At 65.4% G+C, this 21,059-nt stretch carries 23 protein-coding genes and 1 other RNA gene; 12 read left to right on the top strand and 12 right to left on the bottom strand.

All coding sequences use genetic code 11. The annotated features are described in order from the left end of the window. Positions 1-73: 73 nt before the first annotated feature. Positions 74-1,105: a LysR family transcriptional regulator gene (locus R1H25_RS15545; RefSeq protein WP_005409107.1), complete on the bottom strand. Its 1,032-nt coding sequence runs from the start codon at positions 1,103-1,105 to the stop codon at positions 74-76. 147 nt (positions 1,106-1,252) lie between these two features. On the opposite strand from R1H25_RS15545, the gene R1H25_RS15550 reads away from it, so the two are divergent. The 7 genes from R1H25_RS15550 (at position 1,253) to R1H25_RS15580 (ending at position 9,492) form a co-directional block, all read left to right on the top strand. Then, the gene (locus R1H25_RS15550) at positions 1,253-1,480 is read left to right on the top strand and encodes a hypothetical protein (RefSeq protein WP_049414419.1); all 228 of its coding nucleotides are present in this window, start codon (positions 1,253-1,255) and stop codon (positions 1,478-1,480) included. After that, positions 1,477-2,247: an SDR family NAD(P)-dependent oxidoreductase gene (locus R1H25_RS15555; RefSeq protein WP_057499354.1), complete on the top strand. Its 771-nt coding sequence runs from the start codon at positions 1,477-1,479 to the stop codon at positions 2,245-2,247. Before R1H25_RS15550 ends, R1H25_RS15555 begins: the two co-directional genes overlap by 4 nt. Before the next feature lie 91 nt (positions 2,248-2,338). Further along, positions 2,339-3,562 carry an efflux RND transporter periplasmic adaptor subunit gene (locus R1H25_RS15560; protein WP_317224042.1) on the top strand — a complete coding sequence of 408 codons (1,224 nt, stop codon included), beginning with the start codon at positions 2,339-2,341 and terminating at the stop codon, positions 3,560-3,562. Between the two features lie 112 nt (positions 3,563-3,674). Beyond that, complete coding sequence (locus tag R1H25_RS15565) at positions 3,675-6,845, top strand: multidrug efflux RND transporter permease subunit (RefSeq protein ID WP_317224043.1); 3,171 nt, start codon at positions 3,675-3,677, stop codon at positions 6,843-6,845. Positions 6,846-6,908: 63 nt separating this feature from the next. Next, the gene (locus R1H25_RS15570) at positions 6,909-7,646 is read left to right on the top strand and encodes an SDR family oxidoreductase (RefSeq protein WP_154348872.1); all 738 of its coding nucleotides are present in this window, start codon (positions 6,909-6,911) and stop codon (positions 7,644-7,646) included. Beyond that, a complete protein-coding gene (locus R1H25_RS15575; protein WP_057499356.1) occupies positions 7,640-9,061 on the top strand; it encodes an efflux transporter outer membrane subunit in 1,422 nt (473 codons plus the stop codon). The genes R1H25_RS15570 and R1H25_RS15575 overlap by 7 nt, the downstream gene beginning before the upstream one ends. A gap of 167 nt (positions 9,062-9,228) precedes the next feature. Further along, the gene (locus R1H25_RS15580) at positions 9,229-9,492 is read left to right on the top strand and encodes a hypothetical protein (RefSeq protein WP_049446280.1); all 264 of its coding nucleotides are present in this window, start codon (positions 9,229-9,231) and stop codon (positions 9,490-9,492) included. Positions 9,493-9,508: 16 nt separating this feature from the next. On the opposite strand, the gene R1H25_RS15585 is transcribed toward R1H25_RS15580, so the two are convergent. The 6 genes from R1H25_RS15585 to R1H25_RS15610 form a co-directional block, all read right to left on the bottom strand. Beyond that, entirely contained in the window at positions 9,509-10,363 is an 855-nt protein-coding gene (locus tag R1H25_RS15585; RefSeq protein ID WP_317224044.1) for an endonuclease/exonuclease/phosphatase family protein, read from the bottom strand. A gap of 138 nt (positions 10,364-10,501) precedes the next feature. Further along, a complete protein-coding gene (locus R1H25_RS15590; protein WP_317224045.1) occupies positions 10,502-10,744 on the bottom strand; it encodes a hypothetical protein in 243 nt (80 codons plus the stop codon). Positions 10,745-10,785: 41 nt separating this feature from the next. Next, positions 10,786-11,022: a hypothetical protein gene (locus R1H25_RS15595; RefSeq protein ID WP_080392814.1), complete on the bottom strand. Its 237-nt coding sequence runs from the start codon at positions 11,020-11,022 to the stop codon at positions 10,786-10,788. An 87-nt stretch (positions 11,023-11,109) separates the two neighbouring features. Next, positions 11,110-11,814 (bottom strand): PA1136 family autoinducer-binding transcriptional regulator, encoded by a 705-nt coding sequence (locus tag R1H25_RS15600; protein WP_317224046.1) that lies wholly within the window; start codon positions 11,812-11,814, stop codon positions 11,110-11,112. 5 nt (positions 11,815-11,819) lie between these two features. Continuing rightward, a complete protein-coding gene (gene hchA, locus R1H25_RS15605; RefSeq protein ID WP_317224047.1) occupies positions 11,820-12,692 on the bottom strand; it encodes a glyoxalase III HchA in 873 nt (290 codons plus the stop codon). An 84-nt stretch (positions 12,693-12,776) separates the two neighbouring features. Next, the gene (locus R1H25_RS15610; RefSeq protein ID WP_317224048.1) at positions 12,777-14,795 is read right to left on the bottom strand and encodes an alpha/beta fold hydrolase; all 2,019 of its coding nucleotides are present in this window, start codon (positions 14,793-14,795) and stop codon (positions 12,777-12,779) included. Positions 14,796-14,948: 153 nt separating this feature from the next. On the opposite strand from R1H25_RS15610, the gene R1H25_RS15615 reads away from it, so the two are divergent. Then, positions 14,949-15,374, top strand: a complete 426-nt coding sequence (locus tag R1H25_RS15615) for an isoprenylcysteine carboxylmethyltransferase family protein (RefSeq protein ID WP_317224049.1) — start codon at positions 14,949-14,951, stop codon at positions 15,372-15,374. Positions 15,375-15,424: 50 nt separating this feature from the next. Here R1H25_RS15615 and R1H25_RS15620 read toward each other — a convergent pair whose 3' ends face one another. From R1H25_RS15620 to ssrA, 3 genes are all read right to left on the bottom strand, one after another. Beyond that, positions 15,425-15,907, bottom strand: a complete 483-nt coding sequence (locus R1H25_RS15620) for a hypothetical protein (RefSeq protein WP_317224050.1) — start codon at positions 15,905-15,907, stop codon at positions 15,425-15,427. An 81-nt stretch (positions 15,908-15,988) separates the two neighbouring features. Next, positions 15,989-17,335, bottom strand: a complete 1,347-nt coding sequence (locus tag R1H25_RS15625; protein ID WP_317224051.1) for a hypothetical protein — start codon at positions 17,333-17,335, stop codon at positions 15,989-15,991. Positions 17,336-17,541: 206 nt separating this feature from the next. Beyond that, positions 17,542-17,934: a transfer-messenger RNA gene (gene ssrA, locus R1H25_RS15630) on the bottom strand. Between the two features lie 220 nt (positions 17,935-18,154). Here ssrA and R1H25_RS15635 point away from each other — a divergent pair. Further along, positions 18,155-18,727 carry a hypothetical protein gene (locus R1H25_RS15635; protein ID WP_049446296.1) on the top strand — a complete coding sequence of 191 codons (573 nt, stop codon included), beginning with the start codon at positions 18,155-18,157 and terminating at the stop codon, positions 18,725-18,727. A 125-nt stretch (positions 18,728-18,852) separates the two neighbouring features. Here the strand turns inward: R1H25_RS15635 and smpB are convergent, their stop codons facing one another. Beyond that, positions 18,853-19,356, bottom strand: a complete 504-nt coding sequence (smpB, locus tag R1H25_RS15640) for an SsrA-binding protein SmpB (protein ID WP_088479964.1) — start codon at positions 19,354-19,356, stop codon at positions 18,853-18,855. Positions 19,357-19,413: 57 nt separating this feature from the next. Between smpB and R1H25_RS15645 the strand changes: the two genes are divergently transcribed. Together R1H25_RS15645 and R1H25_RS15650 are read left to right on the top strand one after the other, a co-directional pair. Further along, positions 19,414-19,839 (top strand): type II toxin-antitoxin system RatA family toxin, encoded by a 426-nt coding sequence (locus R1H25_RS15645; protein WP_010484449.1) that lies wholly within the window; start codon positions 19,414-19,416, stop codon positions 19,837-19,839. A 3-nt stretch (positions 19,840-19,842) separates the two neighbouring features. After that, entirely contained in the window at positions 19,843-20,100 is a 258-nt protein-coding gene (locus R1H25_RS15650; protein ID WP_099588866.1) for an RnfH family protein, read from the top strand. Positions 20,101-20,135: 35 nt separating this feature from the next. On the opposite strand, the gene R1H25_RS15655 is transcribed toward R1H25_RS15650, so the two are convergent. After that, positions 20,136-20,528, bottom strand: a complete 393-nt coding sequence (locus R1H25_RS15655; protein WP_049446301.1) for an outer membrane protein assembly factor BamE — start codon at positions 20,526-20,528, stop codon at positions 20,136-20,138. Positions 20,529-20,631: 103 nt separating this feature from the next. Here R1H25_RS15655 and fur point away from each other — a divergent pair, with 103 nt between their 5' ends. Continuing rightward, complete coding sequence (fur, locus tag R1H25_RS15660) at positions 20,632-21,039, top strand: ferric iron uptake transcriptional regulator (RefSeq protein WP_005409235.1); 408 nt, start codon at positions 20,632-20,634, stop codon at positions 21,037-21,039. Positions 21,040-21,059: the final 20 nt, after the last annotated feature.

The following is a 21,059-nucleotide window of genomic DNA, read 5'->3' on the forward strand; positions in this document are numbered from 1 at the left end:
CGAGCATGGCTCGACTCTACAGAACGCCGCGCCGCGCGCTGGCCAGATCCATGCCGTGCGTGGATGCGTCCGGTTACGCCGCCGAAGCGGCCACCTTCTCCAGGATCCGCTTGCCGCTGCTTTCCAGCGCGGCGTCTTCCTTTTCCTTCTGCTGCTGCGCCAGCTTTGCGCCTGGGCATTGCGCCAGCATGTAGTTGGCATCGAAGTTGAGCTTCTCGACCAGGAAGTCGACGAACGCACGTACCTTCGGCGAAACCAGGCGGCCGCCAGCAAACACAGCGTTGAAGTCCACTTCCGGGCCGGTCCAGCCGGCCAGCACGCGGCGCACCATGCCCGATTCAACAAACGGCTTGGCCATCACATCGCCGGTCAGCAGCAGGCCTTCGCCACACACCAGCGCACCGTTCAACGCAGACATGTCGTTGGCGGTCATCAGCGGGGTGACCGGGAAGTCGCGCAGCTCGCCGCCGTTCTCGCCCAGCTGCCAGGTGAAGCGCGGCGAGTTGCCGGTGTGGTACGGCTTGCGCATCGCCAGGATGCGATGGAACTGCAGTTCTTCCGGATGTAGCGGTTCGCCATAGCGCTCGATGTAGGCCGGGCTGGCGAACACCTGCGTACGCAGGCTGCCCAGCTTGCGCGCCACCAGGTTGGAATCGGGCAGGGCACCGACGCGCAGCGCAAGATCCGCTTCACCTGCAATCAGGTCCAGCTTCTCGTTGCCCATATGCATGTCCAGGCGGATCTCTGGATACTGCGCATGGAACTGGCCCAGCAGCGGGGCGATCCAGGTGATGCCGATTGAATAGGGCACGGTGAAACGCAGCCAGCCACGCGGGCCGGACTGCAGCTGGCTCACTGCGCTCTCGGCTTCTTCCAGCTCGCGCGCAATGCGCTGGCAATGCTCGTGGTAGATCGAACCGGCTTCGGTGAGGCCGAGGCGGCGCGTGGTCCGGTGCAGCAGGCGCGCACCCAGGCGCGTTTCCAGTTCCTGCACTTTGCGGCTGACCGTGGTCTTGGGCAGGCCGAGCGATTTGGCAGCGGCAATGAAGCTGCCTTGCTCGACCACTTTGACGAAGATCAGCGTCTCGTTGAGATCGTGGGACATGGTCGGGGATCCTGGACGTCGGGGATGGGACAATCGTGACAGAACGATTGGACCGGGAGCGGGATGATTATTCCCCTTAATCAGGACTAATCAAGTAAAGGTTTGAGGTCTATCGTGGCGCCATTCGTTAATTGGAGCCCGTCCGCCATGAGCCTGCGCAACATTCTTGCCCGACTCCGGAACGCCGGCCAGAACACCCTGGACCTGGCGATGACCGTCGAAGCCCGTCCGAGTTCCTTGGTACACAAGGACTTCCGTGAGTTTACCGCGCCCATGCGTCAGCAGCGTGGCGGTGCCATCCGCCTGGTCCCGCACAAGGGTGACCGGCTGCGGCGAATCGGGACTATCCCGGATTTGGGAGGAAATGTCCCGTGAATGGGATACTGACGCCCGAAGTCCTGGTCCTCGGCGGCACCGGTGCCGTCGGCCAGGGCGTGGTGGGTGCATTGCTGGAAGCCGGAAGCCCGGTGCTGGTGGTCGGTCGTGATCCAGGCCGGCTGGCGGCGCTGCATGAGCAGTTCGCTGACGAGCCGGGCCTGGAGACGCTGCTGGGTTCGCTCAGCGATGACGGCTCGGCCCGTGCATTGGCCGAACGCATTGCGCATCGCCCGCGCCCGCTGGCAGCGGTGATCGCCGCAATGGGCGGCCCTTACCGCCGCGGCCGGGTGACCGACCGCAACGGCGATGAACTGCTGGGCGCGATGCAGGCCGATCTGATGCCGCACGTGCACGCAGTGCGTCATCTGCTGCCGCTGCTGCAGGACAACGTGCATGCGCGCCGCTACGTGATGATCGGCAGCCCGGCCAACGCCAAGCCATGGGCGGGTTACGGCGAGACCTCGATCACTACCGCCGCGCTGCGCATGTACGCGCAGGTGGTGCACCAGGAAGCGCAGGCGTTGGGCGTGCGTGCGCAGATGCTGGAAGTCTGCAGCCCCGTCTGTACCCCGGCCAACGCGGCCAATGCCTGCATCGAGTGGCCCAGCTCGCTGCTGGTCGGCCGCCGCGTGGTCTCGCTGCTGGATGGTTGCCGCGACAACCGCGCCATCGTCCGCTGTGACAGCAGCGATGCCGAACTGCCGCGCGGCCTGTTGCATCTTGAAGTTCCCCCATTGTGGCGCGATACCGCAGGCGTCGCTTGACCTCGACCATGGTTGAGGTCGCAGTATGCGCCGCCGATTTTTGCAACACGTTCTCTTAGAGCTGTACCACCCCTCCGTACGGATGCATGCCATGACTTCCCCCAATACCACCCCACATCGTTTCGGCCATCGCATCGCGATGGCCGGCGTGTCGATCCTCGCCGCGGCCGTGCTAGCGGCCTGCAGCGGCGGCCATGCCGAAGAAGCCGGTGCACCGCCGCCGCCGCAGGTCAGCGCCGCGCCGGTGCTGGTCAAGCAGGTCAGCCAGTGGGACGAGTTCAGCGGCCGCGTCGAAGCGGTACAGAGCGTTGAACTGCGTCCGCGCGTGTCCGGCTACATCGACAAGGTCAACTACGTCGAAGGCCAGGAAGTGAAGAAGGGCGAAGTGCTCTTCACCATCGACGCGCGCAGCTACCAGGCCGAGTATGATCGCGCTGCCGCCGAACTCGCCCGTGCCCGCACCCAGGCCACGCTGGCCCGTAGCGAATCCGAGCGTGCCAAGCGTCTGTCTGAGCAGCAGGCCATTTCCACCGAGACGGCCGAGCAGCGTCGTGCCGCCGCCGATCAGTCCGGCGCCGCCGTGCAGGCCGCGCAGGCGGCCCTGGATGCGGCCCGCCTCAACCTGGAGTTCACCAAGGTGCGTGCACCGATCGACGGCCGTGCCGGCCGCGCGATGGTCACCGCCGGCAACCTGGTCACCGCCGGCGACAGTGCCAGCGTGCTGACCACACTGGTCTCGCTGGATACCGTGTTCGTCTACTTCGATGCCGACGAAAGCACCTTCCTGCGCTACGCGCAGATGGCACGCAAGGGCGAGCGCCCGAGCGAGCGTGACAGCGAACTGCCGGTAAAGGTCGGTCTGTCCGGTGAGGAGGGTTACCCGCACGCGGGCAAGGTCGACTTCCTCGACAACCAGGTCGCCCGCAGCACCGGCACCATCCGTGTCCGCGCACTGCTGGACAACGCCGACCGCCAGTTCACCCCGGGCCTGTTCGCCCGCGTGCAGCTGCTCGGCAGCGGCCAGTTCCAGGCGCTGCTCATCGACGACAAGGCCGTGCTGACCGACCAGGACCGCAAGTATGTGTACGTGGTCGACAAGGATGGCAAGGCCCAGCGCCGCGACATCCAGCTCGGTCGCACCGCTGATGGCCTGCGCATTGTCGAACACGGCCTGGCCGCGGGCGACAAGGTGATCATCGACGGCGTGCAGAAGGTCTTCATGCCGGGCATGCCGGTGCAGGCCAAGGCGGTGGCGATGCAGCCACAGCCGGCGCCGGCACCGGGCCGCGATGCCACCGCCGCCCTGAAGCACTGATCCGCGTCCCCGCTTAGCTGCCGGCGCCAGCGGCAGCCGTTCCTGCCTTCGTCAACGTGACGAGGGGCAGGGCGGCTGTTGCCCGCCGAATGCCTTTCCCAGGAATTCCTCCATGGACTTTTCCCGTTTCTTCATCGACAGGCCGATCTTCGCGGCGGTGCTGTCGATCGTGATCTTCGCCGCAGGCCTGATCACGATTCCAATCCTGCCGATCAGCGAGTACCCGGAAGTGGTGCCGCCGTCGGTGGTCGTGCGCACGGTGTATCCGGGCGCCAACCCCAAGGTCATTGCCGAGACCGTCGCCACGCCGCTTGAAGAAGCGATCAACGGCGTCGAGGGCATGATGTACCTGAAGTCGGTGGCCGGCTCGGACGGCGTGCTGCAGATGACCGTCACCTTCCGCCCGGGCACCGACCCGGACGCAGCGGCGGTGAAGGTGCAGAACCGCGTGGCGCAGGCGCAGGCGCGCCTGCCCGAGGACGTGCGCCGGCAGGGCGTGACCACGCAGAAGCAGTCGCCGACCTTCCTGATGGTGGTGCACCTGACCTCCCCGCAAGGCAAGTACGACACCCTGTACCTGCGCAACTACGCCCGCCTGCACGTCAAGGATGCGCTGGCGCGCATTCCGGGCGTCGGTGATGCGCAGATCTTCGGTGGTGGCGACTACGCCATGCGCGCCTGGCTGGACCCGGACAAGGTGGCGTCGCGCGGCCTGACCGCCAGCGACGTGGTGCGCGCCATGCGCGAGCAGAACGTGCAGGTTTCGGCCGGCCAGCTCGGTGCGGAACCGCTGCCGAACAGCCAGTTCCTGACCCTGATCAATGCCCAGGGCCGGCTGAAGACCGAAAAGGAATTCGGCGACATCGTGCTCAAGAGCGGTGTGGACGGCGAGATCGTACGCCTGGCCGATGTGGCCCGCCTGGAACTGGGCGCCGGTGACTACACCCTGCGCTCGCAGCTGGACGGCAAGAACGCGGTCGGTATCGGTATCTTCCAGTCGCCCGGCGCCAACGCGCTGGAGATCCGCGACCAGGTCATCTCGACGATGGACGAGATGCAGAAGACCATGCCGGCCGACGTGAAGTACGAAGCCGTGTATGACACCACCATCTTCGTGCGTGACTCGATCAAGGCCGTGGTCTCCACGCTGCTGGAAGCCATCGCCCTGGTGGTGCTGGTGGTGATCCTGTTCCTGCAGACCTGGCGTGCCTCGATCATTCCGTTGATCGCGGTGCCGGTGTCGGTGGTCGGTACCTTTGCCGCGCTGTATCTGCTGGGCTTCTCGATCAACACGCTGAGCCTGTTCGGCCTGGTGCTGGCGATCGGCATCGTGGTCGACGACGCGATCGTGGTGGTGGAGAACGTCGAGCGCAACATCGAGGAAGGACTGTCGCCCACCGCGGCGGCCCACCAGGCCATGCGCGAGGTCTCCGGCCCGATCGTGGCGATCGCGCTGGTGCTGTGCGCCGTGTTCGTGCCGATGGCGTTCCTGTCGGGTGTTACTGGACAGTTCTACAAGCAGTTCGCGGTCACCATCGCCATCTCCACGGTGATCTCGGCGATCAACTCGCTGACCCTGTCGCCGGCCTTGGCCGCGCGCCTGCTGAAGGCCCACGGCGCACCGAAGGACGGCCCGAGCCGCCTGATCGACCGCCTGTTCGGCTGGGTGTTCCATCCGTTCAACCGCTTCTTCAAGTCCAGCTCGGAGAAGTACGAACGTGGCGTGGCCCGCATCCTCGGCCGTCGTGGTGCGGTGTTCGTGGTCTACGCGATCCTGCTGGTCGGTACCGGCGTGATCTTCAAGCTGGTGCCGCCGGGCTTCATCCCGACCCAGGACAAGCTGTACCTGATCGCCGGCGTCAAGCTGCCGGAAGGTTCGTCGATCGCGCGTACCGATGAAATGCTGCGCAAGGTTGCCAAGATCGCCCAGGAAACCGATGGCGTGGCCCACACCATCTCGTTCCCGGGCCTGAACGCGCTGCAGTTCACCAACACGCCGAATACCGGTGTGGCGTTCATTCCGCTCAAGCCGTTCGCCGAGCGCCATGGCCGTACCGCCGCGCAGATCAATGCCGAGATCAACCAGAAGATCGCCGGGCTGCAGGAAGGCTTCGCCTTCGCGATGATGCCGCCGCCGATCCTCGGCCTGGGTAACGGCAACGGCTACCAGATGTTCATCGAGGACCGCGGCAACCTGGGCTACGGCGCACTGCAGAATGCCGTGCAGGCCATGCAGGGTACCGTGGCGCAGACGCCGGGCATGGCCTTCCCGATTTCCAGCTACCAGGCCAACGTGCCGCAGCTGGATGCCGAGGTGGACCGCGTCAAGGCCAAGGCACAGGGCGTGCAGCTCACCGAACTGTTCGACACGCTGCAGACCTACCTGGGTTCGGCCTACGTCAACGACTTCAACCAGTTCGGCCGTACCTGGCAGGTGATCGCCCAGGCAGACGGTCCGTACCGCGAGACGGTCGAGGACATCGGCAAGCTGCGTACCCGCAACGACCGTGGCGAGATGGTGCCGATCGGTTCGATGGTCACCATCAAGCAGACCTTCGGCCCGGACCCGGTGCTGCGTTTCAATGGCTATCCGGCAGCAGACCTGGCCGGTGAAGCCGACCCGCGCCTGCTGTCCTCGGCCGAGGCGATGAACAAGCTGACCGAGATCGCCGGCAAGGTGTTGCCGGTGGGCATGACCACCGAATGGACCGACCTGAGCTACCAGCAGGCGACCCAAGGCAAGGCAGCCTTCATCGTGTTCCCGGTGGCGATCATGCTGGCCTTCCTGGTGCTGGCCGCGCTGTACGAGAGCTGGTCGCTGCCGCTGGCGGTGATCCTGATCGTGCCGATGACCCTGCTGTCCGCGTTGTTCGGCGTGTGGTTGACCGGTGGTGACAACAACGTGTTCGTGCAGGTCGGCCTGGTGGTGCTGATGGGCCTGGCGTGCAAGAACGCGATCCTGATCGTCGAATTCGCCAGAGAGCTGGAGATGGGCGGCAAGGGAATCGTTGAGGCCGCGCTGGAAGCCTGCCGCCTGCGTCTGCGCCCGATCGTGATGACCTCCATCGCGTTCATCGCCGGCACCGTACCGCTGGTGCTGTCGCACGGTGCGGGTGCCGAGGTGCGCTCGGTGACCGGTATCACTGTGTTCGCCGGCATGCTGGGCGTAACCCTGTTCGGCCTGTTCCTCACCCCGGTGTTCTACGTGGCCCTGCGCAAGTTCGTCACCCGCAACGGTGGTGGCCAGCTGGTGCAGCACGGCGAGCCGACCATCCATCACTGACATGGAAAACAGCGGCGCCGGCAATCACCGGCGCCCGCTTCCCCCTACCGAGGCAATGAATCCATGAACACCCATCAGAACAAGATCGCGCTGGTCACCGGCGCCACCCGTGGCATCGGCCTGGAAACCGTGCGCCAGCTCGCCCAGGCGGGTGTGCACACGCTGCTGGCCGGTCGCAAGCGCGATACGGCGGTGGAGCTGGCACTGAAGCTGCAGGCTGAAGGCCTGCCGGTCGAAGCCCTGCAACTGGACGTGACCGACGCGGCCAGCATCGCCGAAGCGGTCGAGCAGGTACGCCAGCGCCACGGACGACTGGATATCCTGGTCAACAACGCCGGCATCATGATCGAGAACCCGGCGCAGGCGCCGTCGGAACAGTCGCTCGACACCTGGAAGCGCACCTTCGATACCAACGTGTACGCGCTGGTGGCGGTCACCCAGGCTTTCCTGCCGCTGGTCAAGCAGGCCAAGTCCGGCCGCATCGTCAATGTGTCCAGCATGCTCGGCTCACAGACCCTGCACGCGGATCCCGCATCGGGCATCTACGACTTCAAGATTCCCGCCTACAACGCCTCCAAGGCCGCGGTGAACAGCTGGACCCTGAGCCTGGCCTACGAGCTGCGCAACACCCCGATCAAGGTCAATACCGTGCATCCGGGTTACGTGAAGACCGACATGAACGGCGGCAACGGCGAAATCGAAATCGCCGAAGGCGCGCGCTCCAGCGTGCAGATGGCGCTGATCGGCGAATCCGGTGCCAGCGGCAGCTTCACCTACCTGGGCGAGGTGCTGCCATGGTGATCCGCACGTTGGCGATGGCCGTCTCCAGCCTGGTGCTGGCGGGCTGTGTCAGCGTCGGCCCGAACTACAAGGCCCCGGTGCAGGAACCGGTGGTCCTCCAGAGCGCGCAGCAGCCGGTCTTCAGCACTACTTCGCCGGTGGCCAGCTGGTGGGCGCAGTTCGATGATCCGGTGCTGGAAGAACTGGTTCACGGCGCACTGTCGGACAATCTGGACCTGCGCGTGGCCGTGGCCCGCGTCAGCCAGGCCCGCGCGGTGTTCGTCGAAAGCCGCTTCGACCAGGCGCCGCACATCACCGCAGGCGGCAGCTACGACCGCCGCAAGCAACCCGATCCGCAGCTGGGTGGGCAGCGGGTGTTCAGTGAAAGCTACCAGCTCGGCTTCGATGCCGGCTGGGAGCTGGATCTGTTCGGCCGCAAGCGCCGTGCTGCAGAAGCCGCGCGCGCCGACCTCGACGCCGAGCAGGCCAACCTGGCCGACGCGCAGGTACTGATCGCTGCCGAAGTGGCGCGCAACTACTTCGAGCTGCGCGGCACGCAGAAGCGCATCGCCGTGGCCCAGCACACCCTGGTCAACCTGCGCGAGACGCAGAAGCTGACCGAGGCGCGCTGGGAGCTGGGCGCCGGCAGTGAGCTGGACGTGCAGAGCAGTCGTGCGCGGCTGAAGGCGATCGAGGCCGATATCCCGCTGCTGGAAGTGGCCGAAACGCAGTCGCGCAATCGTCTGGCGGTTCTGCTGGGCCAGCGGCCGGAGACGCTGACCGCCATGCTTGCGCCGCACGAAGTGCCGGCATTCGCCAAGGCACTGCCGCTGGGCGATACCCGCGAGCTGCTGCGCCAACGCGCCGACGTGCGCGTGGCGGAGCGTCGCCTGGCGGCCGCGACCGCCCGCGTGGGCGTGGCTACGGCGGATCTGTTCCCGCGGTTGTCGCTGTCCGGCTTCGTCGGCTTCCTCGGCGGCGATGCCAGTGGCCTGGTCAATGGCAACAACAAGGCCTGGTCGCTGACCCCGTCGCTGAGCTGGGCGGCATTTGACTTCGGTACCGTGCGTGCACGTTTGCGCGCCAGCAAGGCGGAGGCCGAAGGCGTGGCAGCGCAGTATGAGCAGGCCGTGCTGCTGGCCCTGGAAGATACCGAGAACGCGCTGACCCGCTATTCCAAGCAGCAGGCGCGATTGGCGATCGTGGTCGAGCAGGCGCAGGCGGCACGTCGTGCCGAATCGCTGGCACAGATCCGCTACCGCGAAGGCTCGGAAGATTTCCTCACGCTGCTGGATGCACAGCGCACGCAACTGGCTGCGGATGACGCGTTGGCCGCAGCCGAATCCGAAGTCAACGTCAGCGTGGTCGGTGTGTACAAGGCGCTGGGCGGCTGGGGACAGTCGCCTCAGCCACCGAGCGTGGCGCAGGTGCAGTAACCCGAAGGGGACGGAAGCGATGGCTTCCGTCCCTTTCTTCTTTCATGGCCAAAGATGGGCGGGTGCGGCACGAGCCGTGCACGTGGTCACAGTCATGACGTTTCTGACTCTGCCGGAAGCCGTATCCGCCGTGTAACTAGTGGGACAGGCTATTGGGAGGACAGACGATGACCGATGACAAACGGGATACCCAGCGCATGTTGTTCGGTGATCCGGGGCCACCCGATGCCGGGCTGTCGGTGGCCGTTGTGGTGCTGCTGGTACTGGCGACGATGGCTGCGGCGATCGGCTTCGTGCGCCTGCCGGATCCGTTGCTGGGGCTGGGCCTGATTGGCATCGCCGTGTTCCTTGCCGTAGGTGCCCGCATCTGCCAGGCACGCAATCAGCACCAGGCACTGTACCGGTTGTTGTCACGGCAGCCGCCACCGTAGCGGCTGCCGCGCAGGATCACGGCGTGGGCCAGTCGAGCTCGACCACCAGCGGGAAATGATCCGACGGCAGCACACCGTCGATGCGGCGGTCATCGGTGACGAAGCTGCGGGCATGGAAGCCGCGCACCAGCACCCAGTCCAGCTGCACGGTGGCCTTGCCGGTGAAGTCATGGAAGGTGAGGCGCGGGCCCTGTGGCGCCTTTACCTGGGGGCGCGTGTCCTGCAGCACGCGGGTGAACGCCTTGTAGGTGTCTCCTCCGGGTTCGCTGTTGAAGTCGCCGGTCAACACCACCGGCAGGTCAACCGGCAGCGTCGCCAGTCGCTTTCCGATCAGTCCGGCACCCTTCACCCGGCGCGGCTCGTCCTCGTCACGGTAGGGCAGGTGGGTATTCATGAAGTAGAAGCGGCGGCCGTCGTCCAGGCGCCGGAACAGGGCCCAGGTGACCATGCGTGGGTACAGGTTGCCCCAGGTGATGCTGCCGGGCACGTCCGGCGTATCCGAAAGCCAGAAGTTGCCGGATTCCTCGATGGCCAGCACCTTGCTGTCGTAGAACACGCCCATGTGCTCATCGCCGCTGCCACCGCGGCGGCCCTCGCCGAACCAGCGGTAGCCGGGCAAGTGTCCGGACAGGTAGTCAGCCTGTTCCTTCACCAGTTCCTGCGTGCCGATCACCGCCGGGTGCGCATCGAGGATGACCTTGACCATCGCGTCTCGACGATCGGGCCAGCGCTTGCCCGGTTCGGTATCAGCCGGGGTGCGGACGTTGAACGACATTACTTTCAGTGGCGCCGGTGTAGCGGCCCAGGCGACGGCAGGCAGGGCAAGCGCCAACAGCGCACACAGCGCAGGGCGACGGAAACGCGACAACATCGTGGAATCCCTCCATTCCATGAAAACGGTTTCACGAAGCATGCCATGGAAGGCGAGGACAGGGGTATGCCGGGATGGGCGGCTGGGAGATGCCGGACGGGCGGTGAAGGCGCCGCCCGGCGGATCGCGCGGGCGCGATCAGGGGTCGTACCTCATCCCGCTCTCGTCGCGGTTGTAGTGGTCGCTGGCTACGCGGGTGCCGTCGTCATAGACCACGTACAGCGTGCAGCGCTGATGGATGCCAAAGCCGGCACGGAAGGGCACGCACTCTTCCTGCAGGCCGACCTCTTCGGCGGCATTTGCCGGTGCTGAAGGCAGCAGCGCGGCAAGTGTCACCGCTGCAGCGAAGGAAAAAGCGGTGATTCGATTGTGCAGCGTCATTGATCACACTCCTTGTAGTCGTAGTCGGTGTCCAATGCAGATCAGTCTGCCGGGAGGTACCACTGACCGTTCTCGTCTATCCAGTACACCGACGTGAAAACGGTGCCATCTGCCAGAGTACGGGTTACGGTGCAGCGCTGATGCACGAGGTTGGGCCCAAGTCTTACGGGCACGCAATCGGTCGTCGATCCGGGGGATCCGGCCGCGTGGCTGGTTGCCGGTACCACGCTACCCAATGCAAACATCAATGCAGCCATCGAGGCCAGTTGCAGTTTCATCAGCATCATCCTTGCTTTCTGCAATCGCGCACATGCGCATGGCGTGTGTAACACGCGACCCAGACGGCCGGAAGTGCCTCGCCGTGATCAGTCTTCGATCTCGCCGCGACGGCTGGCAGCACGCACTGCCTGCGCGGTGGTCGCCACACCCAGCCGTTGGCGCGCGTGGCGCAGGTGGTTCTCCACCGTACGCGTGGAAAGCCCAAGGGTGGCCGCGATCTCAGCTTGCCGGCGCCCGGCGGCGACCCAGCGCAGCACTTCGCGCTCGCGGTTGCTGAGTGCGCTTCCCGAACGCTCGGCAGGCGATTCGGCAAGCCGGCGTGCGGCACGGAATGCTGCAGTTGCAGCAGCATCCAGCAGCAGTCGCGCGCTGGCCGAGGCATTGATCGCTGTCCCGGCAAAACTGATCGCGCCCTCCAGGCCGGTGGTACCGAACACCGGCACCTGCAGACCGTGCAGGCCTTCACCACGTGGCTGCTTCACCACCTGATAGCGTTCGCCGCGCACGCCCTGGCGCTTGCTCCAGAAGAATGGCGCGTCGCTGTCCAGCACGTGGCGATTGACCGGACAGGCGTGCAGGTAGCGCGCGAGGTCGGTACTGCTGCCGTCACCGAACCAGTCGCCCTCGATCCAGTACACGCGCGGGGTACCGCGCTCCAACCCCGTGCCGGTGGCGAACACCAGCACGCGGTCGTAGCCGAGCGGTGCAGAGATGCTGCGCAGTACCGCGCCGACCGCACTCAGTGAGCGGGCGCGTTCCAGCTCCAGCAACGCCTGCACCAATTCGCTCATCCGGGTCAGCGCCCGGCGAGGGCGTCGAGCAGCGTGCGTGCGGCCAGCTTGCCCAGCGCATTGCCGGCCAGCGGGCTGTCGCCGGTCAGCAGCAGGCGGTCCTGCAGCACGCTGCCATCGATGCCGTCGTTGACGATCTGCACGCCCTGCTGTGCCAGGCGCTCACCGAAGAACCACGGCAGCTGCCCGGGCATGTAGCCGATCTCCGGCGTCTGCCGGTCCATCGCATCGGGGAAGGCGCAGATGCGGTAGCCGCGGAACAGCGAACCACCATCGGTCTCGTCGACGCCTGCGGCCAGCAACGCGGCCGGGCCGTGGCAGAGGGTGACGATGTGGCGCTCATGGGCCATCGCCCAGTGCAGGACCGCCTTTACCGCGCGACTCTGCGGCAGTCCGATAAGGGCACCATGGCCGCCGGGAATGAACACGGCTGCATAGTTCGACGCGGCATCGAGGCCTGCCACCACCTCATCCAACGGCAGTGGCCGGCGGAAGCGGGCTTCGTAGCGGTCGTACAGGCCGCCTATCTCCGTGTCCTCGCGCGGGAACGCCCACCACTCGAACTTGGCGGCGTTGCCGGACAGCGTGGTCACATCGATATCGAAGCCGGCCTTGTCCAGGTGATACATCGGCAGCAGGGTTTCCACTGGATGATTGCCGGTGGAGAACAGGTGGCCGTTGGCGGTGGGCAGGTAACGCTCGTCGGCGGCGATCATCAGCACCTTCCAGCGGCCATCACGACGTGCGTCCGGGTAGTCCGCACCGGCAAGGTTGCTCTTGGCCGAGGTGAACTGTGACAGCGAGTACGGTGACGGGAAGAAGGCGTCGCGCTCGGCTGGATCGGGACTGGGCTGGCGGCTGGGCTCTTGCGCGTTCATGCGGACCTCCTGCGGGGAATGTCGGGCCAGCATAGGAGGGCGGGTGCGCAGGCGCGATGAGGGATTTCCCTCAGCTGCCCACGGCTATTGGGTCTGGTGCCCGTGTTGCTGCATGTCCTCATGCAGGATCCGGCGCAGCTCGACGATGGCCGGCGTGGCTTCCTGCACGCTGTGCCCGGATACGATCACCTTCTCCGACTCCGCCCGCGGCAGGTGCGAACTCCAGTAGGGCACCAGCCCGTCGTCACTCTTCTCCAGCGGGCCGTCGGCCTTGGCGCGCGCGATGATCGAGTGGTAGCGGACCTTCGGCGACATCGGCAGGTCGGCCACGGCGCGGACGAAAGGATCGTCCTTGTCCAGGTTCTGGATGCTGTTCATCTGATAGCCGTGCTTGCCGTCACTGCGATCGATCTGGCCGTCGTTGGCGATGGTGGCGACGTCTTCCAATACAGTCAGGGGCAACCGCACCAGGCGTCCGATCCATCGGCCCAGGCGGGTGCCTGCCACGTCGGTACCGCGGTGGGGGGTGGCAATGAACACCACGCGCGATACTTCCGGTTCCGGCAGGAAGGTCAGTACCGGTGCGCCTTTGGTGCGCAGCAGTTCGCGCTGTGCCGGCGTCATCTGCGCAGTCGCCAGCAGGGTGTCCACCAGGTGATCGCCGGAAGAGGAGATCATCAGTCGTGCGATCACGCCGCCCATGCTGTGCCCCACCAGCACCATGTCATGCGAGGCCTGCGCCTTGCCGCTGGGGTCGAAGTGCTTGAACACCTCGGCCAGCGTATGACGCATCGCATCGTGGCTCATCGCGATGGGCATGTTGGTCGGGTAGTAGAACTGCCAGATCTGGAAATCCCGGCGGATCTCGTCGTCACGCATCAGCTCGTTGGCGACGTTGACCCAGGCTTCCGGGCTGCTGGCCAGGCCATGGATCATCAGCAGTACGCGGCGGTTCGGGTCGTAGGGCTGCATCATGTACAGATGCGGCGTTTCGATGCCGCCCTTGCCGCCGAACAGCGATCGCAGCGACTGGTGACTGAAGTTGGAGCGGGCCAGCCACAGCGCATAGCCAGCGGTGAAGTTCGCGGCCAGCGGCACTTCCTGTCCGTGCAGGGTCACTTCCGTGACCTGGTAGGGATCGTGTATTTCCAGTTCCGGCTCGTCGTCGTGCAGCACTTCCCACAGGTTCTTTCCGGAGAAGCGCAGCAGCACGGTCATCGACGGCGAAGGCATTTCGCTCCAGCTCTGCGGGACCGGCGTGGTCTTCGTGGCGGGTGTTGTGGCCGGCGTCGCGGTGGCCGGGGTGGCGGTTGGATCGTCCATCACGGCCACCAGTTCGGCACCGAAGCCATCGCGGCGATGCACGCTGCGCAGGGTGCCGGTGAACGACAGCGAGGCCGCCGGTACCAGCTCGGTGGGCGTACGCTTGTCCAGCGGCGATGCCTCACCTGAAGGCGCCAGCACGAAGGTCCAGCGGCCGAGCTGGAAATGGCTGGCTTCAGCATGCACGCGCCCGGTGGCATAGGCGTTGTACAACTGCACCGAGGCTTCCTGCACGGCCAGGTTGTAGTAGTCGCGCACCTGGGTCTGGCGGTCCTCGAAACCCCGCTGGTTGGCCGTTCGCTCGGTGAAGAACAGATAGGCGTAAGCCTGCCGCGCGACCTGCATCCACGCGTCCAGGCGCGGCTGGAAGTCGGCGTCCAGTGCGGTGATCGCGCTCTTGGCGCGGCCTGACGTGGAGTACTCGCGCTTGGGCGCCGGCAGGGTCATCGCATACTGCAGCCACAACTCGGCCAGGCTCGACCGCTTGTCTTCCTCGCGCACCACGATGCTGGCTTCCATCGCCTCGATGCAGGGCAGGCCCGGCTTGGCACAGACGCCTTCATCGAGCCCGGCCACGCGCAGCGTTTCCGTCGTCGCCGAGCTGAGCTTCCCGGTGGTGAGGATGTCACCGCGCTTGAGCGCGATGTACTGGCCGGGCGTGACCGAGGCGACCTGTACCGACGGCCCGAACTGGCGCAACGTGGCACAACCACCCAGGGCGAGCAGCACGGTGATGATGAGGGTCGTGCGGCCAATGAAGCCCAAGCCCGTGGTAGCCATACGATCCTCCTGCGCGGTGGCGCCACTCTAGCGGTCGGCATGTCAAAGCGGAAGATACCGGGCGGTCGGTTTGTGCCATGAAACCCCTGCCATTCAAGCGATTCAGGTATTCCCGTGTGACACTGGGGTGAATGGGCGAATGCAGGGACTGCGATGCGCTGGCTTGAGACCCGCGTTCCACCGCCGCTGGTGATGCTGCTGTGTGGCGCCATCGGCTACCTGGCGAGCCGCCTGGCAGCGGGACCGGTGGTTCCGCTGCCGATGCCGGCACTGCTGGCCGGTGGGGTGGTGGCCATCGGCTTAACGTTGAACCTGCTGCCGAAGCTGGCTTTCCGGCGCGCGCGTACCACGGTGAATCCGCTGCGCCCGGCAATGGCGAGCGCACTGGTCACGCGTGGTGTGTATCGTTACACACGCAATCCCATGTATCTGGGTCAGGCCACGGTGCTGGCAGGCGTCATGCTGTACCTGCAGAGCCCGGTCGCATTGCTGGCTGTCCCGCTGTTCGTGCTGTACATCACGCGGCTGCAGATCGTGCCGGAAGAGCGGGCGCTGTCGGCCCGCTTTCCCGAGGCATAAGCCGCCTTCCGTCAGCGAGTACGACGCTGGCTGTAGCGCGGATCAGGCCACTACGGCGTGATCTGGCACTTCACCGCAGCGGAATAGCCCTCATAGTCGTCACCTGCGATGACGTGCAGGGTGTGGCGCTTGTCGATGGCCTTCACGTATGAAGGCTCCTCCGTGTTGGCGTGTTCGTTGATCGTGGTCACTGACCACGCCTTGGCCAGACGCTTGGAGTCGACGCCATTCAAGTAGACGAAGAGGCTCTTCTCGCCCTCGGCCACGTTCACATCGGCACTGGTGACGATACCGCCGAACAGCGCGACCGGCTTGTCCTCCGGCTCGAAGGTGCCACCCGGTTTCCTGGCCAGGCCCGCGGCCTGCAGTGCATCGATGGCCTCGGCCTCGTTGAAGTTGGAGCCGGCCTTGCAGGCCAGCAGGGCTTCCAGCGTGGCGGTGCCAGGTGGAGCAATGGCCGGTGGGGCGGCGTGCGTGGCCTGCGCTGCGGCGAATGCGGCGAGGAACATGGTGAGGGCAAGGGGGGCTTTCATGGCAGGTCCTTCAATGTGTCGAGGAATAGCCGGTGGCGGGGCGAACAGACCCCGGCCACCGGCCACATCCGGCGTGATGGGTCAGTCGAACCAGACCAGCGGCATGTCGGCATTGAGCGACATGTGGCGGAAATCTCCCAGTACCTGGGCCACGGCCTGCACGGTGTGGCAGCCCGGTGCCAGCGCGGACGATCCCGCGCTCAGGTAGCTGGCGGAGATGGTACGGGTGCTGACCGAGTCCGGCCTGGAACCCAACTGCTGGGTGCCGAGGCTGCCCACCTGCTGGCCATCGATCTTCAGGAACAGGAACACGCTGCCACCACCGTCGTTCGGGTCACCCTGCACGCGGGACTTCGTGGAGAACAGCACCACCCCGTTGTGCCCCTGCGGGATGCAGACCTGGCCCTCACCAATGACCACCTGTGAGCCCGCCGACGGGCAGCCGGGCGCGAAGCCATTGGTCCCGACGCAGACATAGGCGAAGCGGCGGTAGGGGCCTGCGGCAGCGTAGTTGAATCCTGGATTCAAGCCCTTGCCGACCACGCCAAATCCGTTGGACAGCGTCACCAGTCGCGAGTTGGCGCCGAATTTGTACTTTACGTTGTTGGTGTTGGCGTCCTGCGGTTGGTAGTACGGCGATTCGGACGCGACGAAGCTGACGGTGCTGTAAGCCGGCGGATTGACGAACAGGCCCTGCGAATAGAAGGGAGCCTGAGTTTCGGCGCCACTGAAGATGTCATTGATCGACCAGGTCATCGATTCGATGCCGGGTTCCTGCTCGTTCAGGAAAATCCCCAGCATGCCATCGCCGTAGTTGCCCCACGCGAACGCGCGGCCAGAGGCCATTGCCACGATGGGGCCACCGGGATTGCCTGCCTGCGCTGTCATCAGCAGCTTGCGGTCCTTCGCCTGCAATGCCATTCCTTCAGGGCTGCCGACGGTATTGAAGTCCAGCTGCGCGGTGTCGCTCGGAAGGCTGCTGTTGGTGACCGAGCCTGCGGAGGTGATGAGCACGGAGAGGTTGCTGGCGGAGCCGAAATTGACGGCCGAACCGATGGCCTGTCCGGCCAGGTTGACCGTATGGCGCCCGGCAGGAAGGTATTTGGCACCGATGACGTTGAAGGAGTGCTGTTGGGCCGACGTCGACTGCCGCCAGTCGATGTAGCTGTCGTTGGAGATCACCTCACCGTTGATGGTGATGTAGGCGTTGGCCGCAGAGCTGCCGCCGGGGAAGTACCGTCCATCCGACTGCACGTACACCCAGCCGGGGGCGCTCAGATCGATGGTGCTCGAAAGCAGGGTTGCCGTGCCGGGCTGTACCCGCTGGTCAGCGGCCAGCTGCAGATAACGCGAGCCTGGCGTGGCAGCGGAAGCCTGCCCCAGTGCCAACGCCACGGCCAAGCCCACAAACAGCGTGATGCGTTTCATCTGATGTCCTTTCAGGTTTCGGGTCACGTCGTGTGACGCAGGGACTTTACTGGATCTGCATCTCAGCTTCTGTGACTGGCTCCCGATGCGGGTGGCATTGGGGGATGTCGGGACATCAGACGGGGGCGCCATCTTCGGAAAACAAAAAAGCCGGAACTCCATTGACGGGAGATCCGGCTTCTTGCGGCCTCGACAGGCCATACAGATGGTGGAGGTGGGCGGAATTGAACCGCCGTCCGAAGGCACTCCATCCCCAGCACTACATGCTTAGCTCACCGTTGAATCTCATCCCCGAGCAGCACGGTGTGCAAAGCGCACCCGGGAACCAGCCTGTTGTGTTCTAGTGCCGGACTGACAGGCAGCCGCCCAGCGCGATTCCATGATAATGACTCTACGCTGCGAGCATGGACACAAGCAGTTTCGAGGCTCCGCCTAAGTCGGCAGAAGGTCACGCACCGCAGTTTTTAGGCTGCGAGAGCGACCGGAGCGTAGTTGTCGTCGTTGGCAACTAGAGTTTTGCAGCTGGATTTACGAGGAAAGCTACCCCCTCGGCATGCGCCAGGCGACTTCACAACCCCCGTCGAAACCAATGCACCCCCGGTTTCTTCAAGTTCTGCAAGGTACAAGGCCTGTTTCGTGTCGCCACGGCCAGTGCCTGCCCAACGCTGGCAATGCTACGCCAAATCAGCTGAACAGTCACCTTGGCAATCCACAACATGTTGTAGAGCCAGTGTCATAGCGGATTGCTAACGTCATTGGCACGGATTTGCGACACACTGGCGACGACCATCCGGGCCAGGACAGACACGGAGACTGTGGGTGACCGATGCAAGCCAACAACGCAGCCTGCGGCAGCTGATCGGGCCGGTCGGTGCCGATTACCAGCGGCGCGCGCTGCCGCCGGGCTGGGTCTGGGCGGTGCTGGCGGTTTTGCTCGCGGCTACATGGCTGACCGAACTGCCGGCAACGGCGGCCGCGGCATTGGTCGCCAGTGCGGTGGTGGTGCATTGGTCACAGCGCGGTCGCATCCATTGGCTGGGGTGGCGCCTGCCGGGCCTGGCGGTGCTCGCGGCCCTGCTGTGGGGGCCGGAAGTGCTGTCGCAGTGGTTCGAGCACGGGCTGGCCGTGGTGCTGATGTCGCTGGCCAGTCTCAGTATTGGCGTGCACGTGTGGCAGTCGCGGCAGATGGCCCGCCAGCTGCAGGGCGCGGCTGATGCGCTGGACGATGCCCAGCTGCTGGCACTGCTGCCAGCGGATGCTGCCGAACTGGCCCGGAAATGGCGGGCAGGTGATGACCGTTGTGCATCGGAACTGGCCGTGGTGATGCACCTGGCGGTGATGCACGCAGCCCTGGCACCGCGCATGCGCGGGCAGGGCGTGCTGGCGGGTTGACCCGCCTTTTGTAGAGTCGAGCCATGCTCGGCTGCTTTTCTTACCGAAGCCGAGCATGGCTCGGCTCTACAGAAAACCAAGGCAGTCGAGCATGGCTCGACTCGACAGGGTGCTGCGCAGCCGCCTTACGCGTCGCGGTTGCCGCGACGCATGACACGCTGCTTCTCGATCGCCCAGTCGCGGTCCTTGGCGGCATCGCGCTTGTCGTGGGTCTGCTTGCCCTTGGCCAGAGCGACTTCGAGCTTGATCTTGTTCTTGCTCCAGTACATCGCGGTGGGCACGATCGTGTAGCCATCGCGCTCGACCTTGCCAACCAGCTTGTCAATCTCGCTCCGGTGCAGCAGCAGCTTGCGCTCGCGCCGGTCGTTGGCCACCACGTGGGTGGAAGCCTGGATCAACGGCGTGATCTGCGCGCCGATCAGGAAGATCTCACCATCCTTCACGTAGGCGTAGGCGTCGACGATGTTGCCGCGGCCCGCACGGATCGACTTCACCTCCCAGCCCTGCAGGGCCAGGCCGGCTTCGAAGCGGTCTTCGATGTGGTACTCGTGGCGGGCACGCTTGTTCAACGCGATGGTCTTGGTGGCCGTCGCGCTCTTTGCTTTATCCTTGCCGCTGTTCTTGCTCATTTCCGTATTGTCTCCGATTCGGGCCTGCCCGGTCGATTGCCGAAACGTCCTGTATTCATGCCTACTATCCGCCGCAGCGCCCTGGTCGAACATTCGGCCGCGCGCATGTTCGACCTGGTCAATGACGTCCAGGCCTATCCGCGCCGCTTCCGCTGGTGCTCGGCCGCCCAGATCCTGGAGCAGGGCGAGGACCGCCTGGTGGCGCGTCTGGACCTGGGCCTGGGCTCGTTCAGCACCTGGTTCCAGACTGAAAACACCCTGCAGCGCCCGCACAGCATCGACATGCAGCTGCGCGATGGCCCGTTCAAGCAGCTGCACGGCCGCTGGGAGTTCCATGCGCTGGCCGAAGATGCCTGCAAGGTCACCCTGACCCTGGATTTCGAGCCCAGTTCGCGCCTGCTCGGTCCGGCGCTGGCGTTGGGCTTCCAGAGCCTGGCCGACCGCATGGTCAACGACTTCATCCGCGTTGCCGACGAGGCCTGAGCGATGATCGAGGTCGAGGTGGTGCTGGCTTGGCCGCAGCGGGTGCTTTCGCGCCGGTTGCAGCTGGACGAGGGCGCGACCGTGGCCGAGGCCATTGCCACTGCTGCGCTGGAAGGCAGTGCCGACTGCCCGGCGGTGGCCGTGCATGGGGTAGTGGCGCGCCCGCAGCAGGCACTGCTGGATGGCGACCGCATCGAACTGCTACGCCCGTTGCAGGCCGACCCCAAGGACAACCGCCGGCGACGCGCGCTCGGCGGTTGATTCCCGCGACCCGTCCCGGAGGACGGGCAGGGGCCTCAGCGGCCCTTCTTCTTCTTGTCCTTCGGCAGGTTGCGGCCGAACTGGCGCACGGTCTGCTGGGCCAGGGCCTTGTCGTTGCCCGGGAAGTAGTCGCCTTCCCAGCGGGTCACGTTGTCGTTCTCGAAGAACACCACGAAGTTCTTCACCTCGGTACGGCCCAGGCGGTTCACGCGCTGGCTGGAGGTGTAGTCCCAGCGCTGGGCGTGGAACGGGTCGGGAATGGACGGGGTGCCCAGCAGCGCGGTGACCTGCTGCTTGCTCTGCCCGACCTGCAACTTGGCCACGGCATCTTCCCGGATCAGGTTGCCCTGATAGATGGGTTGCTTGTAGATGATGCCGCACCCGGTGGTGGACAGGGCGACGGCGGCGACCAACAGGAGATTGCGCATCGGGACTGGCGGTTGGGGAAATCAAACCGATGATACACTCCCGGCGTGCCACCGCGACCCAATCCGAGGCAGCTGGCGCTAAATCGCCAATGAACGGAGACCTATGGAAACCCACGACCTGCGTAAAGTCGGCCTGAAGGTGACCCATCCGCGGATGCGGATCCTGGCGCTGCTCGAGCAGCGCAATGCCCAGCACCACATGACCGCCGAAGACATCTACCGCCAGCTGCTCGAGCATGGCGACGAGATCGGTCTGGCGACGGTCTACCGGGTGCTGACCCAGTTCGAGGCCGCCGGCCTCGTGCTCAAGCACAATTTCGAAGGCGGCCAGGCCGTCTACGAGCTGGACCGCGGCGGCCACCACGACCACATGGTCGACGTGGACAGCGGCAAGATCATCGAGTTCGAAAGCCACGAGATCGAGGAGCTGCAGCGCAAGATCGCAGCCGACCACGGCTACGAACTGGAAGAGCACTCGCTGGTGCTGTACGTGCGCAAGAAGCGCAAGTAAGCCGTTCCGGCCAGCCAGAT

Origin of the sequence: Stenotrophomonas veracruzanensis (assembly GCF_032911525.1) — a bacterium.
In the GTDB taxonomy this organism is placed as follows: Bacteria; Pseudomonadota; Gammaproteobacteria; order Xanthomonadales; family Xanthomonadaceae; genus Stenotrophomonas; species Stenotrophomonas africana.